General features: G+C 21.6%; 13 protein-coding genes. 10 read left to right on the plus strand and 3 right to left on the minus strand.

Features of this window, described 5'->3' with window-relative positions; translation table 11 throughout:
- Positions 1-10: 10 nt before the first annotated feature.
- Positions 11-376 (minus strand): iron-sulfur cluster assembly accessory protein, encoded by a 366-nt coding sequence (locus tag AB4W60_RS00530; RefSeq protein ID WP_343188730.1) that lies wholly within the window; start codon positions 374-376, stop codon positions 11-13.
- A gap of 210 nt (positions 377-586) precedes the next feature.
- On the opposite strand from AB4W60_RS00530, the gene ydiK reads away from it, so the two are divergent.
- The 9 genes from ydiK to AB4W60_RS00575 all read left to right on the plus strand — a co-directional run bounded on the left by ydiK (position 587) and on the right by AB4W60_RS00575 (position 10,346).
- Entirely contained in the window at positions 587-1,690 is a 1,104-nt protein-coding gene (gene ydiK, locus AB4W60_RS00535) for an AI-2E family transporter YdiK (RefSeq protein ID WP_367676210.1), read from the plus strand.
- A gap of 348 nt (positions 1,691-2,038) precedes the next feature.
- Positions 2,039-3,085: a 3-deoxy-7-phosphoheptulonate synthase gene (locus AB4W60_RS00540; protein ID WP_367676211.1), complete on the plus strand. Its 1,047-nt coding sequence runs from the start codon at positions 2,039-2,041 to the stop codon at positions 3,083-3,085.
- A 213-nt stretch (positions 3,086-3,298) separates the two neighbouring features.
- Positions 3,299-5,230, plus strand: coding sequence for a threonine--tRNA ligase (gene thrS / locus AB4W60_RS00545; protein ID WP_343188733.1), 1,932 nt, complete (start codon positions 3,299-3,301; stop codon positions 5,228-5,230).
- A 3-nt stretch (positions 5,231-5,233) separates the two neighbouring features.
- Positions 5,234-5,779, plus strand: a complete 546-nt coding sequence (gene infC, locus AB4W60_RS00550; protein WP_367676317.1) for a translation initiation factor IF-3 — start codon at positions 5,234-5,236, stop codon at positions 5,777-5,779.
- A gap of 53 nt (positions 5,780-5,832) precedes the next feature.
- Positions 5,833-6,039, plus strand: a complete 207-nt coding sequence (gene rpmI / locus AB4W60_RS00555; RefSeq protein WP_343188734.1) for a 50S ribosomal protein L35 — start codon at positions 5,833-5,835, stop codon at positions 6,037-6,039.
- A 70-nt stretch (positions 6,040-6,109) separates the two neighbouring features.
- Positions 6,110-6,472 carry a 50S ribosomal protein L20 gene (rplT, locus tag AB4W60_RS00560; RefSeq protein ID WP_343188735.1) on the plus strand — a complete coding sequence of 121 codons (363 nt, stop codon included), beginning with the start codon at positions 6,110-6,112 and terminating at the stop codon, positions 6,470-6,472.
- Positions 6,473-6,637: 165 nt separating this feature from the next.
- Positions 6,638-7,621: a phenylalanine--tRNA ligase subunit alpha gene (gene pheS / locus AB4W60_RS00565; protein ID WP_367676212.1), complete on the plus strand. Its 984-nt coding sequence runs from the start codon at positions 6,638-6,640 to the stop codon at positions 7,619-7,621.
- Between the two features lie 17 nt (positions 7,622-7,638).
- The gene (pheT, locus tag AB4W60_RS00570; RefSeq protein WP_367676213.1) at positions 7,639-10,044 is read left to right on the plus strand and encodes a phenylalanine--tRNA ligase subunit beta; all 2,406 of its coding nucleotides are present in this window, start codon (positions 7,639-7,641) and stop codon (positions 10,042-10,044) included.
- A 5-nt stretch (positions 10,045-10,049) separates the two neighbouring features.
- A complete protein-coding gene (locus AB4W60_RS00575) occupies positions 10,050-10,346 on the plus strand; it encodes an HU family DNA-binding protein (RefSeq protein WP_343188738.1) in 297 nt (98 codons plus the stop codon).
- 140 nt (positions 10,347-10,486) lie between these two features.
- Here AB4W60_RS00575 and glyS read toward each other — a convergent pair whose 3' ends face one another.
- On the minus strand, positions 10,487-12,391 hold the full coding sequence (gene glyS / locus AB4W60_RS00580; protein WP_367676214.1) for a glycine--tRNA ligase subunit beta: 1,905 nt from the start codon (positions 12,389-12,391) through the stop codon (positions 10,487-10,489).
- 32 nt (positions 12,392-12,423) lie between these two features.
- Complete coding sequence (gene glyQ, locus AB4W60_RS00585; protein ID WP_367676215.1) at positions 12,424-13,296, minus strand: glycine--tRNA ligase subunit alpha; 873 nt, start codon at positions 13,294-13,296, stop codon at positions 12,424-12,426.
- A 164-nt stretch (positions 13,297-13,460) separates the two neighbouring features.
- Between glyQ and nfo the strand changes: the two genes are divergently transcribed.
- A complete protein-coding gene (nfo, locus tag AB4W60_RS00590) occupies positions 13,461-14,306 on the plus strand; it encodes a deoxyribonuclease IV (RefSeq protein WP_367676216.1) in 846 nt (281 codons plus the stop codon).
- Positions 14,307-14,336: the final 30 nt, after the last annotated feature.

Here is a 14,336-nt window from a genome sequence, read left to right on the forward strand (position 1 = left end):
TATATATATCTTAATATGTGTTAAAACTTTCGCCGCATCCGCAATATTGTGTAATTTTTGGATTTTCAAACTTAAAAGTTTTGTTTAATCCTTCTTTTATAAAATCTATTTTTGTTCCATTTATTATATTTGTTATTTTTATAGGAATAAAAATACTTATTTTTTCATATGTTATTTTTATTTCTTCTATTTTTTGATTTTTTGCTAGTTCCATTGTATAGCGAAATCCAGCACAACCAGATTTTTTAATATTTATTCTTATTCCTTGATTATTATTTTTTTTAGTTAGATATAATATTTGTTTTAAAGCTTTAGAAGTAATTTGAATACCTTTCCATTGATTAAGTTTGATTTTGTGGCTTTCTATTTTTTTCATTTTTTTTTATATTAATCTATATAATAAATTTATTCTAAGATATATTTATAATATCTTCAACTAATTTATATTATAAATTATAATTTTGCAATTAATAATTATTTATTTTATTTTTGTTAGAAAGTTAAATTTATGTTAAATACATTATTAAGTTTTATTTAATTATTTTTAAAAACTGTGAAAAATCAACTATTGAGGACTAATTTTTATATGCAAAATCCAAAAAAAGGTATTGATTTACCTCAAACTGTTTTTTCTATTATATTTATAATTATTATGATAATTACTAGTTTTTGGATCATAAGTCCTTTTATTATTGGTTTTTCTTGGGCTAGTATGGTTGTAATATCTACTTGGCCTTTTATGTTAAAAATACAGAGTTATTTTTGGAATAGTCGTATTTTTGCTGTTATTTTTATGATTTTTATTTTATTGTTACTATTTATATTACCTTCAGTATTGCTTATTAATAATCTTATTGATAATAGTGCACCTTTAATAAATTGGTTAACTTCTGGTAATTTGCAATTTCCTACTTTAATATGGTTACAAGATGTTCCTGTGCTAGGACAAAAAATATATTTAAATTATCAAAAATTACTCTCTGGAGGAGGAGCTTCTTTAATTAGTAAAGTACAACCTTATATGGGTCGTACAACTGAATTTTTTATATCTCAAATTAGTCATTTTTTTCATTTTTTTATACATTTAATATTTATGCTTGTATTTAGTTCTTTATTATACTGGAAAGGAGAAAAAGTATCTAATTTAATAAGAAATTTTGCTATCAGAGTTTCTTCTCAAAATGGAGATTCTATTGTATTATTAGCTGGTCAAGCTATCAGATCAGTTGCAGTAGGAGTAGTTGTTACTGCTTTAATTCAAGGTATTCTTAGCTGGTTAGGTTTATTATTTTCTGGAATTCCTTATGCTTCTTTATTGATGGTTTTAATTATTTTCTTCTGTTTAATTCAAATAGGTCCTTTGTTTATTTTAACTCCAGCTGTGTTATGGCTTTATTGGCATGGAAATAATATATTTGGTACAATTTTACTTATTTGGAGTTGTATTCTATTTTTTTTAGATCATTTTTTAAGACCTTTATTAATACGCATTGGTTCTGATTTACCTAATTTATTAATATTATCTGGTGTTATCGGAGGATTAATTTCTTTTGGTATGATTGGTTTATTTATAGGACCTGTTATTTTATTAATTTCATATAGATTAATATTATCTTGGATATATAAAAAATCTATTTCTGATATTATTTCAAAAAAAATAACTAATAAAATGCTAAAAAAATACAAATAATTTTATTATATAATTTTTTATAATTTTATAATTAAATTATTAATTTTAAGATTATACTTGCTATTTTGATTAAATAATTAAATAATATAATGTCAATTATATTATTTAATTATGATTTTGTTTTTTTCTTTGAATATTTTATTGAAATGTTTATAAATAAATTTATTATTTTTAACTTTTTCAACTTATTCCCTAACTTATTACACGTCAACTTTTTTAAAAAAAATCATGTATTCTTATTTTTTAATTTATTTATCAATTTTAATTGATAATAATTTTAATTTTTATCTGTAAATTAATTTTTTATTTTTTTAATATCTTTATTCATATAAAATCTTAGAGAAAAACATGAAAAAAACAGATGAATTACGGACTATTAGAATAGATCCATTAGTTAAACCTGCTACTTTAGCTAAAAAATATGCTATTACTTCTGAAATTATGGAAAATGTTATAGAATCTAGAAAAAATATTGCTAAAATTATGACAGGAAAAGACAAACGTTTATTAGTAGTTATAGGTCCTTGTTCTGTTCATGATCCAATTGCTGCAGTGGAGTATGCTTGTAAATTAAATGAATTAAGAAAAAAATACAAAAATCGTTTAGAAATAATTATGCGTACTTATTTTGAGAAACCTAGAACCATTGTAGGCTGGAAAGGCTTAATTGCAGATCCTGGTTTAGATGGTAGTTTTAGAGTTAATGATGGATTATCTGTTTCTCGTAAATTATTACTTGATATTAATTCTATAGGACTTCCTGCTGCTACAGAATTTTTAGATATGGTTATAGGTCAATTTATAGCTGATTTAATTAGCTGGGGAGCTATAGGAGCTAGAACAACTGAAAGTCAAATTCATAGAGAAATGGCTTCTGGTTTATCTTGTCCTGTTGGTTTTAAGAATGGTACAGATGGTAATCTTAAAATTGCTATAGATGCAATATGTGCTGCAAGTGCAAAGCATTTGTTTCTTGCTCCTGATAAAGATGGTAAAATGACTATTAATCATACAAGTGGTAATCCTTTTTGTCATATTATTATGAGAGGTGGTTCTTTACCTAATTATCATTTTAAAGATATACTATCAGCTATTAATTTATTAAAAAAATTTAATTTACCCCAATATCTTATGGTAGATTTTAGTCACGGCAATTGTTTAAAACAACATAAAAAACAACATGAAGTTGCTGAATCTGTATCCAGACAAATTTATGATGGATCTTCTGCTATTTTTGGTGTTATGATAGAAAGTTTTTTAAAAGAAGGTTCGCAGAAAATATCTAATAAAAATAATTTAGTTTATGGGCAATCAATAACTGATCCTTGTTTAGGTTGGGAAGATACTGTTTTAATTATTTCTCAGTTAGCAACTGCTTTAAATAAGCGTTTTTAGAAAATTTTAAGTATCAACGTTATAAAAACGTTGATACTTTTTATTTTTTATTAATATAATAGTTTATATTTTTATATTTAAAATATATATAAATATTAATATATAATTAATATATAATTTAAAAATTATTTAAAATTATATAAAGAATTATAAATGATGTTACTTTATATTTTGAAATCTTAATGTTAATTATAGAAAAATAAGGTATATAACATGCTTGTTATAACGCTGATAAATGGAAGAAAGTATTTTTATAACACTCCAATAAAATTAATAGATATAGCAAAAGAAATTTTTCCTGATTTTCAAAAGATATGTCTAGCCGGTACAATTAACGGGGTTTTATGTGACTTAGATACTTATATTAAACAAAATTCCAAAGTAAGCATCATAACCTTAACAGACATTTTTAATTCTTTAAAAATTATACGTTATTCTTGTTGTAGCATACTAGGTTGTGCTATTAAACAGTTATGGCCTGATACTAAATTAGCCAAATATTCTATCACAGATAAGGGTTTTTATTATGATATAGATCATTATCATAATTTTACTATTCATGATTTGAATATTATTCAGGATCGTATGAATAATATAATTAATGATAAATTTATTTTTATAAAAGAAATAGTTAGCTATGAAAAAGCTTTTTCTATTTTTAAATCTTTAAATGAAAATTATAAATTGCATTTACTTAAAGATTTATATTCCTCAAACAAAGATATCTGTATTCATACATTAGATAATTATATTGATATTGTCAATAATGTTATGGTACCTAATCTTAGATTTTGTAAAAATTTTATACTAGAAAAAGTATCTGGTGCATATTGGATGGGAATTAGTACTAATAAAATGCTTCAGCGTATTTATGGTACTGCTTATTCTAGTTCAAAAGAATTAAATTTATATTTAGATAGATTAAAGCAAATAAATAAAAGGGATCATAGAAAAATTTCTGCTAAATTAAATTTATTTCATATTCAAGAAAATGCTCCAGGAGTTGTATTTTGGCATCATAATGGATATTTAATATTTAAAGAATTAAAAAAATTTATTCGAGAAAAATTATCTAAATATAAATATTTAGAAGTTAAAAGCCCTTTAATTATGGACAAAGATATATGGAACAGAACCGGGCATTTAGAAAATTATAAAGAATCAATTTATATTACCTCTACTGATAACAAAGATTATTGTATTAAACCTATGAACTGTCCAGGTCATGTACAGATTTTTAATAATAAATTGCGTACTTATAAAGATTTACCAGTTAAGATTTCTGAGTTTGGTATTTGTCATCGTTATGAAAAATCTGGTGCTTTACATGGTTTAATGCGTTTAAGAGAATTTACACAAGATGATGCTCATATATTTTGTACATTAAAACAAATACATACTGAAATTAATAATTGCATAGATTTATTTTATGAAATATATGACGTGTTTGGTTTTCAAAATTTATTTTTTAAGTTTTCTACAAGACCTAAAAAAAGAATTGGTAATAATGAGATATGGGATAAAGCAGAAAAAGATTTAATAAAATCTTTAAATGAAAAAAATATACATTTTGAATTACAAGAAGGAGAAGGAGCTTTTTACGGACCTAAAATTGAATTAATTTTAACAGATTCTTTAGATCGTACTTGGCAATGTGGTACTATACAGTTAGATTTTTTACTTCCTTCTATTTTAAGTTCTTTTTACATAGATAAATATAACAAAAAGAAAATACCTGTTATAATTCATCGTGCTATTTTAGGTTCTTTAGAAAGGTTTATTGGAATATTAATTGAAGAATATGCTGGTGCTTTTCCAGTTTGGTTAGCGCCAGTTCAAGTAGTTATTATTAATATTCATGATAATCAATCTAATTATGTGATAAAATTAACTAATTTATTACTTTATCATGGTATTCGTGTTAAATCTGATTTACGTAAAGAGACAGTAGGATTTAAAATTCGTGATCATGCGTCTTTTTTTGTTCCTTATATTTTAATATGTGGTAAAAAAGAATTTGAAGATAATAAAGTGACTGTTCGTTTAAGATCAGGTAAAAATATTGGCATGTTAGGTATAGAAATTTTTATTCAAAAAATTAAAAAAGAAATTTTAGAACGTAGTTTATATAAATCGGAGGAATAAAGTATCAAATTCGGAAAAAGATTACAACTTGTACGTTCTCATCGTATAAATGGCGAAATTCGTGCTAAAAAAGTACGTTTAAATGATATTAATAATGAACAAATTGGTATAGTATCTTTACAAGAAGCTTTAAATAAAGCATTTGATGAAGGTGTTGATTTAGTTGAAATTAGTCCTAATTCAGAACCTCCAGTTTGTCGCATGATGAATTATGGTAAATTTATTTATGAAAAAAGTAAATTATCCAAAGAACAAAAGAAAAAACAAAAAATTATACATGTGAAAGAAGTAAAATTTAGGCCTAGTACTGATGAAGGAGACTATCAGGTTAAATTACGTAATGCAAAGCGTTTTTTAAAGGATGGTGATAAAGTTAAAATTACCTTACGTTTTCGTGGTAGGGAAATGACTCACCAGCATATTGGTGTTAAATTATTGAATAGAGTTAAAAATGATTTAATTAATTTGTCTAATGTTGAATTTTTTCCTAATAAAATAGAAGGAAGGCAAATGGTTATGGTTTTATCTCCTAAAAAAAATAGAACATAATTGCTAATAATTAAATTTTAAAATTATTATTAAGTTTTTTAAAATTATATAATATGAACTGTAAAATGAAAATTAAAACATTAAAAAGTGCTTATAAACGTTTTCGTAAAACTGCATCAGGTAGTTTTAAACGCAAAAAAGCTAATTTAAGACATCTTTTAACTAAAAAAACTACAAAACGTAAACGACACTTAAGATCTAAAGTCATGATTTCTAAAGGAAATATGCGCTCTGTAACACTGTCTTTACCGTATAATTGATAATTATTTTTATTCTATATTTGATTTATTTAGAATAAATTTAATACATATTTTATTAGGAGTATTCCATATGACTAGAGTTAAACGTGGAACAGTTTCTTCTGCTAGGCATAAAAAAGTTTTAAAATTAGCTAGAGGATATTATGGTGCTCGTTCCCGTGTTTATAGAGTTGCTAATCAAGCAGTAATTAAAGCAGGTCAGTATGCTTATCGTGATAGAAGACAGCGTAAACGCCAGTTTCGTCGCTTGTGGATTTCTCGTATAAATGCAGCTGTTCGTATGCATGATATTTCTTATAGTGATTTTATATATGGATTAAAAAAAATTTCTATTGATATAAATAGAAAAATGTTGTCCGAGATATCTATAATGGATAATTTTTCATTTAATTTATTGATTGAAAAATCTAAAGAATCTTTAGTTAAAGTTTAATTCATTAAATATTTTTAGAGGGAGATATAAATAAAACTCCCTCGATTTTTTATATTATTACTATTGTTTGTATTTTATCAATTAAGTTAATCAATAAAATTAATTTTTTATTATGACTTTGTTAAATTAGTTAAATTTTTGATTTTATAGATAAAAAGGATATACATGTTTGATATTAAAAAATTTTTATATAAATCTATAAATGATATTAATTTATCTCAAACTATCAAAGATTTAAATTTAATTAAATCTAAATATTTAGGTAAAAAGAGTTTATTTAAGCGCGAACTTTTTAAAATTAAAAGTTTAGAAAATAACTTAAAAAAAAATAAATTAGACTGTCTAAATAAATTAAAATTAAAAATTCTACAAAAAATTAATTTACATAAGAAAAAATTAGAAAAAATTTTAATTCTTGATAAGATCCTTAAAGATAAATTAGATATATCTCTTCCTGGTAGATTTGTTCAAAATGGAGGATTGCATCCTTTAACTATAACTATTAATTATATAAAAAATTATTTTTCAAGATTGGGTTTTAAGTTTGTAGACGGTCCTGAAATAGAGGATGCTTATCATAATTTTGATGCTTTAAATATCTCTAATAGTCATCCTGCTAGAGATGCTAATGATACATTTTGGTTAAATTCTAATTTATTGCTTAGAACTCAAACTTCAGGAGTTCAAATTAGAGAAATGAAAAAACATAATCCTCCTATTCGTATTATTTCTGTTGGTAAAGTTTATAGGAGAGATTCAGATAAAACACATACTCCTATGTTTCACCAATTAGAAGTATTGGTTGTAGACATTGGAATTAATTTTTCTAATTTAAAATGGATTATATATAACTTTTTGTATGATTTTTTTGGTAAAGAAATAAAACTTAGGTTTAGAACTTCTTATTTTCCTTTTACTACTATTTCAGGAGAGGTAGATGTATTGAATGAATTTAATAAATGGATAGAAGTTTTAGGATGCGGTATTGTTCATCCTAAAGTTTTATCCAATGTTAATATAGACTCAAATATATATTCTGGAATTGCTTTTGGTATTGGAATAGAAAGAATTACAATGTTACGTTACGGTATATCTGATTTAAAATATTTTTTTGAGAATGATTTACATTTTTTAACACAATTTAAATAAATATTAAGGTAATTTGAATGAAATTTAGTGCATCTTGGTTAAAGGAATGGTTATTTCCTAAATTTGATATATCTAATTTTCATGAAAAAATAACTAATTCAGGTTTAGAAATTGAAGATATATATACTATATCTAATAAATTTACAAGAGTAGTAGTTGGAGAGATAGTTAATTTTAAAAATATTTGTAAAATTAATAAAATTAATGTTTTTAAAATAAGAATAAATTGCAATGATGTAATAACCGTAGTTTCTGATATTAATATTTATTGTAGAATAGGTATTAAAGTTCCTGTTGCTCTTGTCGGTAGTAATATATTTCCTAATAATAAAATAGTTAATTTTCGTAAAATTTATGATATTGTTTCCGAAGGAATTATTTGTTCCTATAAAGAATTATGTATTTATAATACTTCAACTAATGATATAATTGAATTAAATTCTGATGCTCCTGTTGGTTATGATATTTATAAATATTTTATGTTATATGATAAAATAGTAAAAGTTAATATTACTCCAAACAGATCAGATTGTTTATCTATTAGAGGTTTTGCAAGAGAAATTTCTATTATTTGTGGTAAAAAATTACATAAAAAACGAAATTTATTTAATTTTAATAATAATATAAAAGATATTTTTTCTATAAAAAATTTAGCTTTAAAGCATTGCCCTAAATATATAGGTCGTATAATTAAAAATGTTAATTTAAATCTTTCATCACCTTTTTGGATGAAAAACAAATTAAGAAATTGTGGCATAGATTCTATAGATGTTATATCAGACATTATTAATTATGTTTTATTAGAACTGGGTCAACCTGTAAATATTTTTAATTTAGATAAAATTACAAAAAATATATTAGTTAGATTTTCTAATAATACAGATTTTTTTTGTATAAAAAAAGATAAATCTATTAAATTACAAAATAAATACTTAGTAGTATCAGATGATAAAGAAATTATCTCTTTGGCTGGTATAATAAATTCTAAAAAATATGATGTTAATATGTATACAAAAAATTTATTTTTAGAATCTGCTTATTTTAACCCTGATTCTGTATTATTTAGTTCTAAAAATTTAAATTTAAGCACAAATTTTTCTAATCATTTTATTGCAGGTATAGACCCATTAATACAGCATGAGTCTATAGAATATGCTACTAGTTTAATATTAAAAATTTGTGGAGGTAATGCAGGTCCTGTTTTTAGCGATAAAAATAATATCAATTATAGTACAAACAAAATTGTAACTTTAAGTAAAATAAAAGTAAACAAAATTATTAATAATAATATAAATAATAATGATATAAATCATATTTTAAATAAACTAAATTATGATTTTAAATATTACAATAATCAATGGTTTGTTAGTGTACCTAGTTGGCGTTTAGATATTAATATAGAAGAAGATTTAATTGAAGATATAATACGTATATATGGATATAATAATATACAAAAAAAACCTTTTTTATTTTTGAGTGTTAAACCTAATGAAAGTTTATTAGATGTTTTTTTAGATAAATCTAAAATTTTATTAGTAAATAAAGGTTATCACGAGATTATAAGTTATAGTTTTTTGAGTTCTAATTATAAAAAAATTTTTTATCCTAATAAAGATTTATTAGAATTATTAAACCCTATGTCCTCCGACTTATTATTTATGAGACCATCTTTATATTGCGGATTAATTAATGCTGTTATTTATAATATAAAAAGAAATATTAAGAATATAAGATTATTTGAAAGTGGTTTATGTTTTATAAAGAATAATAATAATTCAATTAATTTTAGGCAAGAGTTATTTTTATCAGGAGTTTTAAGCGGTAAATATTATAATGACCATTGGGATATAAATAATAAAGAGGTTGATTTTTTTGATCTTAAAGGAGATGTAGAATCTATTTTAGGTTTAACTGGAAAATTAGATTTTATTGAATTTAAAAATAATAATTTTCTTGAATCATTATTACATCCTACAAAAAGAGCTAATATATATCTAGAAAATAACCTCATTGGTTCTATAGGAGAAATACATCCTAAATTTGATAAACATTTAAATATTAATCAAAATATAGTATTATTTGAATTGTTTATAGAAAAATTATCATTTTGTCATTTAACAAAAGTTTCTAAAATTTCTATTTATCCTAGTACTAGAAGAGATATTTCTATTATTATCCCTAATAATATTCGTGTTTTTGATGTTATTAAAGAAATAAAAAATAGTTCAATAAAATATTTATCTGAGATAAATATTTTTGATGTATATTATGGTAAAGAGTTTGGAAAACAGTATAAAAGTATATCAATTAGTTTAATTCTTCAAAGTGATAAAAAAACTTTAGAAGTTAATGAGATTAATTTTATTATTAATCAATGTATAGAAATATTGTTTAATAAATTTAAAGCAAGATTAAGGAATTAAATTTAATGTTACTTACTAAATCTAAAATTTCAGAATATTTATTTATTACATTAGGAATTAATAAAAATGAAGCAAAAGAACTAGTATTCATTTTTTTTAAAGAATTGTCTTCTACTTTAATAGATCATGAGAATGTAAAATTATTAGGTTTTGGTAAATTTAATGTCTTAAATAAAAAACAAAGGGTTTGTAGAAATTTTAAAACTAATCAATCTATTAAAATAAAATCATACGTTTCTATATCTTTTAAATCTAGTAAAAAATTAAAAAATAATATTAAAAAGTATATAATAAAAATTTAGTAATATATTAAAAATATGTTTAATTGTACTAATATTGTATTAATTAAATATAATATATTATTTATAATATTGTTCATTTTTAATTAATAATATTAAAATATTTTAATATTATTAATTATTATTTTTAATTGTATTTATTATTATAAAATTTTTCCAATAGTTTCAAGTACTTTTTTTGTTTTGATTAATAGATTTATTCTATTAATCTTTAATTTTTTATCAACATCGTTAACCAATACTTTTTTAAAAAAATTATTTACATATTTATTAATTTTTAACAATTCAATTAGTATTTCATAATAAAGATTATTGATTTTCATTTTTGATATTTTTATTTTTATGTGTTTTATAAATTTTTCTAAATGCCTTTCTTCTTTAAATTTAAATAACATTGTATTAATAGTTTTATCATTTGTATTTTTATCAAATTTAATAATTATTTTATTAATTCTTCTATAATTTTCGAATAATATTTTTGATTTTTCTAATTTATTAAATTTGTTTATAGCTTTTATTTTTAAATCTATTTCATATAACTTATTTTTTTTTAGTTTTATTATTTTTAAGATATCTTTTAAATTATAACCTTTTTTTATATATTTATATTTTAATCTTTCCATAATAAAATTAAAAATTTTTATTTGTAATTTTTCATTTGGTTTATTATTTGAATATAGTTCGATTGATTTTTTTATTATTTTTAATAAATCTATATTTAATTTATAACTTATGATAATTCTAATAATTCCAATAGTAGATCTACGTATAGCAAAAGGATCTTTATTACTTTTTGGTATATTACCTACATAAAACATACCTACTATTGTATCAATTTTATCAGCTATTGATATTGCAGATCCTATTTTATTGCTAGGGATTTTATCTTTAGAAAAACTAGGATAGTAATGTTCTTTAATAGCTAATGCTATTTCTTTTTTTTCTTTGTTATATAAAGCATATTGCATACCTGTAATACCTTGAGTTTCTGGAAATTCAAATACCATGTTAGTTACTAGATCAAATTTTGATAATTTTGCTGTTTTTATAGTATCTTTTAGATTTATTTTTATATTTTTAGCGATCCATGATGATATTTTTATTATTCTTATAGTTTTATCATACATAGATCCTAATCTTTTATGAAACAATATGTTATTTAAATTATTAACATAATTTTTTAATTTTATTTTTAAATCTTCTTTCAAAAATAATAATGCATCTATTAAACGAGATTTAATTACATTTTCATTATCTTTTACTATTTTTTCATTATTTGTAGATTTTATATCTATAACAAATATAAAATAAGGCATAAGATTATTATTTTTATTATATACAGGAAAACATTTTTGATAGTTTTTTATTATACATACTAAAATTTCTTTAGGTATTTTTAAAAATTTCTCCTGAAAATTACCAACTAAAACAACCGGCCATTCTACTATTGATGTTATCTCTTCTAACAAATTATGATCTATTTTTATTTTTCCTTTTATATTTTTTATTATTTTTTTTATTCCTCTTTTAATTATTTTTCTTCTAATTTTAGATTCAACTATTACATTGCCTTTTTTAATTAAAATATTAGGATATTCATCTGTATTTTGAATTTTTATTTTATTTTTATTCATTAATACATGACCATTTACTGTATTTGTAGATTTTAGTCCAAATATTTTTGTTTTTATTATTTTTTTATTTAAACATATTAAAATATTACGAATTGGTCTAATAAATTTATATTTTCTACAATTCCAATACATTAATTTTGTTGTTTTTATGCTTATTAAAGATTTTTCTATTATTATTTTAATTTTTGATTCAATGTTATCTTCTTTTTTATTTTTATTTTTTTTTTTTATATTCTTTAATTTGATTGCTATTCTTCTAGGTGTTGCAAACCAATATAATTTATCAAATTTTATGTTATTTTTTCTTGAAAAAATTTTTATTTGTTCAACAAAAGATAATATAATTTTATTTAATTTTTTACCAGGGAGATCTTCAGTTCCAATTTCTATCAATAGTGTATTATTAATAACCATTTTTTTTAACTCTTAAATTATTTGATTCAATATTATGATTTTTTTATGTATGTTTTAGCTATTTTATTTGTTACATATCTTATTTCTAATATGTATTTTTGTCTTTCAGTTGTTGAAATAGCTTTTCTTGATTCTAATAAATTAAAATAGTGACATGCTTTTAGCATATTTTCGTACGCAGGAATCACCAATGGTTTTTCAATATTTATTATTCTTATAGATTCTTTTAAATATTTTTTAAATAATAGAGAAATTAATTCGGTATCAGCTATTTTAAAATTATAATTTGATTGCTCTATTTCATTTTTATAAAATAAATCTTTGTATTTAACTATCTTAAATTGATTTTCATCCCAAATAATGTCAAAAATATTATTTATTTCTTGACTATACATTGCAATTCTTTCTATTCCATAAGTAATTTCTACACTTATTGGATTACAATCTAATCCTCCCATTTGTTGAAAATATGTAAATTGAGTAACCTCCATACCATTTATCCATATTTCCCATCCTATACCACACGCACCTAATGTAGGATTTTCCCAATTGTCTTCTATAAAACGAATATCATTTTTTTTTGTACTTATATTTAGTTTTTCTAGAGATTTTAAATATATATCTTTAATATTTTTTGGCGGAGGTTTAATTATTACTTGAAATTGATAATATTGCTGTAATCTATTAATATTTTTTCCATATCTTCCATCTCTAGGTCTCCTAGATATTTGAGTATAAGCCAATAATGTATTATTAGATCCAATTGCATTGAAGAATGTTGCAGGGTGAAAAGTACCTGCTCCTACTTGAATATCTATGGGTTGTATTATACTACATCCTTGTTTTTCCCAGTATTTTTGTAAAATCATGATTAAATTTTGAACTGTTTTATATTTTTTTTTCATATAAATATTTTTATATTTTATACTTTATTTGAATTATACTCTAAATAATATTTTTTTAAAGTTAATATATTATTTGAATATATTTAATTTATTAAATATTTTTATATATAATTAAATTAAATAATTTATAATATCTTATTAATTTTTATTGGAGATAAAATATTATGAAATATATCGGTGCTCATGTTAGTATTAGCGGTGGTTTGCATAAATCTGTATTAAATGCTAAAAAAATAGGCGCTACAACTTTTGCTTTATTTACAAAAAATCCTTTACAATGGAATAGTTTAGATATTTCAGATAAAGAAAAGAAAAATTTTATTAATTTATGTAAATTTTTCAATTTTAACCTTAAAATGATTTTACCTCATTGTGGTTATTTAATTAATTTAGGTCATCCTGTAGATACATTACTTGAAAAGTCTAGATGTTCTTTTATCAATGAAATAATTCGTTGTAAATCTATAGGCCTTTCTTTTTTAAATGTTCATCCAGGTAATCATCTTTATAAGATTACTGAGATAGATTGTTTAAAACGTATATCACATTCTATAAATATAGTCTTAGATAAAATTGAAAATTTTTCTATTATTTTAGAAAATACAGCAGGTCAGGGTAGTAGTGTAGGTTATTGTTTTGATCATTTAAAATATATAATTGATAATATAGATTACAAAGATAGAATAGGTATTTGTATAGATACATGTCATGCATTTGCTTCAGGTTATGATTTAAGAACAAAAGAAAAATGTAAAAAAACATTTGATTTATTTGATAAAATAGTTGGTTTAAACTATTTAAAAGCTTTTCACTTCAACGATTCTAAAAATAAATTTTTTAGTAATATCGACCGTCATAATAATTTAGGCAAAGGTTATATAGGATCTGAAGCTTTTATATGGATCTTACAAAACATTTGTTTAAATAATATACCTATTATCTTAGAAACTACGAATAAAGATATGTGGATAAAAGAAATAATTTGGTTAAAAAATAACTATAAATCATAACTTATAATTAAATTAATTTTATTTACTTAA

The sequence above is a fragment of the Buchnera aphidicola (Neophyllaphis podocarpi) genome, assembly GCF_964059055.1.
Lineage (GTDB): Bacteria > Pseudomonadota > Gammaproteobacteria > Enterobacterales > Enterobacteriaceae > Buchnera_M > Buchnera_M aphidicola_A.

Coding starts and splice junctions, on each gene's coding strand:
- AB4W60_RS00530 (WP_343188730.1), bottom strand. CDS start 376: ATGAAAAAAATAGAAAGCCACAAAATCAAACTTAATCAATGGAAAGGT.
- ydiK (WP_367676210.1), top strand. CDS start 587: ATGCAAAATCCAAAAAAAGGTATTGATTTACCTCAAACTGTTTTTTCT.
- AB4W60_RS00540 (WP_367676211.1), top strand. CDS start 2,039: ATGAAAAAAACAGATGAATTACGGACTATTAGAATAGATCCATTAGTT.
- thrS (WP_343188733.1), top strand. CDS start 3,299: ATGCTTGTTATAACGCTGATAAATGGAAGAAAGTATTTTTATAACACT.
- rpmI (WP_343188734.1), top strand. CDS start 5,833: ATGAACTGTAAAATGAAAATTAAAACATTAAAAAGTGCTTATAAACGT.
- rplT (WP_343188735.1), top strand. CDS start 6,110: ATGACTAGAGTTAAACGTGGAACAGTTTCTTCTGCTAGGCATAAAAAA.
- pheS (WP_367676212.1), top strand. CDS start 6,638: ATGTTTGATATTAAAAAATTTTTATATAAATCTATAAATGATATTAAT.
- pheT (WP_367676213.1), top strand. CDS start 7,639: ATGAAATTTAGTGCATCTTGGTTAAAGGAATGGTTATTTCCTAAATTT.
- AB4W60_RS00575 (WP_343188738.1), top strand. CDS start 10,050: ATGTTACTTACTAAATCTAAAATTTCAGAATATTTATTTATTACATTA.
- glyS (WP_367676214.1), bottom strand. CDS start 12,391: ATGGTTATTAATAATACACTATTGATAGAAATTGGAACTGAAGATCTC.
- glyQ (WP_367676215.1), bottom strand. CDS start 13,296: ATGAAAAAAAAATATAAAACAGTTCAAAATTTAATCATGATTTTACAA.
- nfo (WP_367676216.1), top strand. CDS start 13,461: ATGAAATATATCGGTGCTCATGTTAGTATTAGCGGTGGTTTGCATAAA.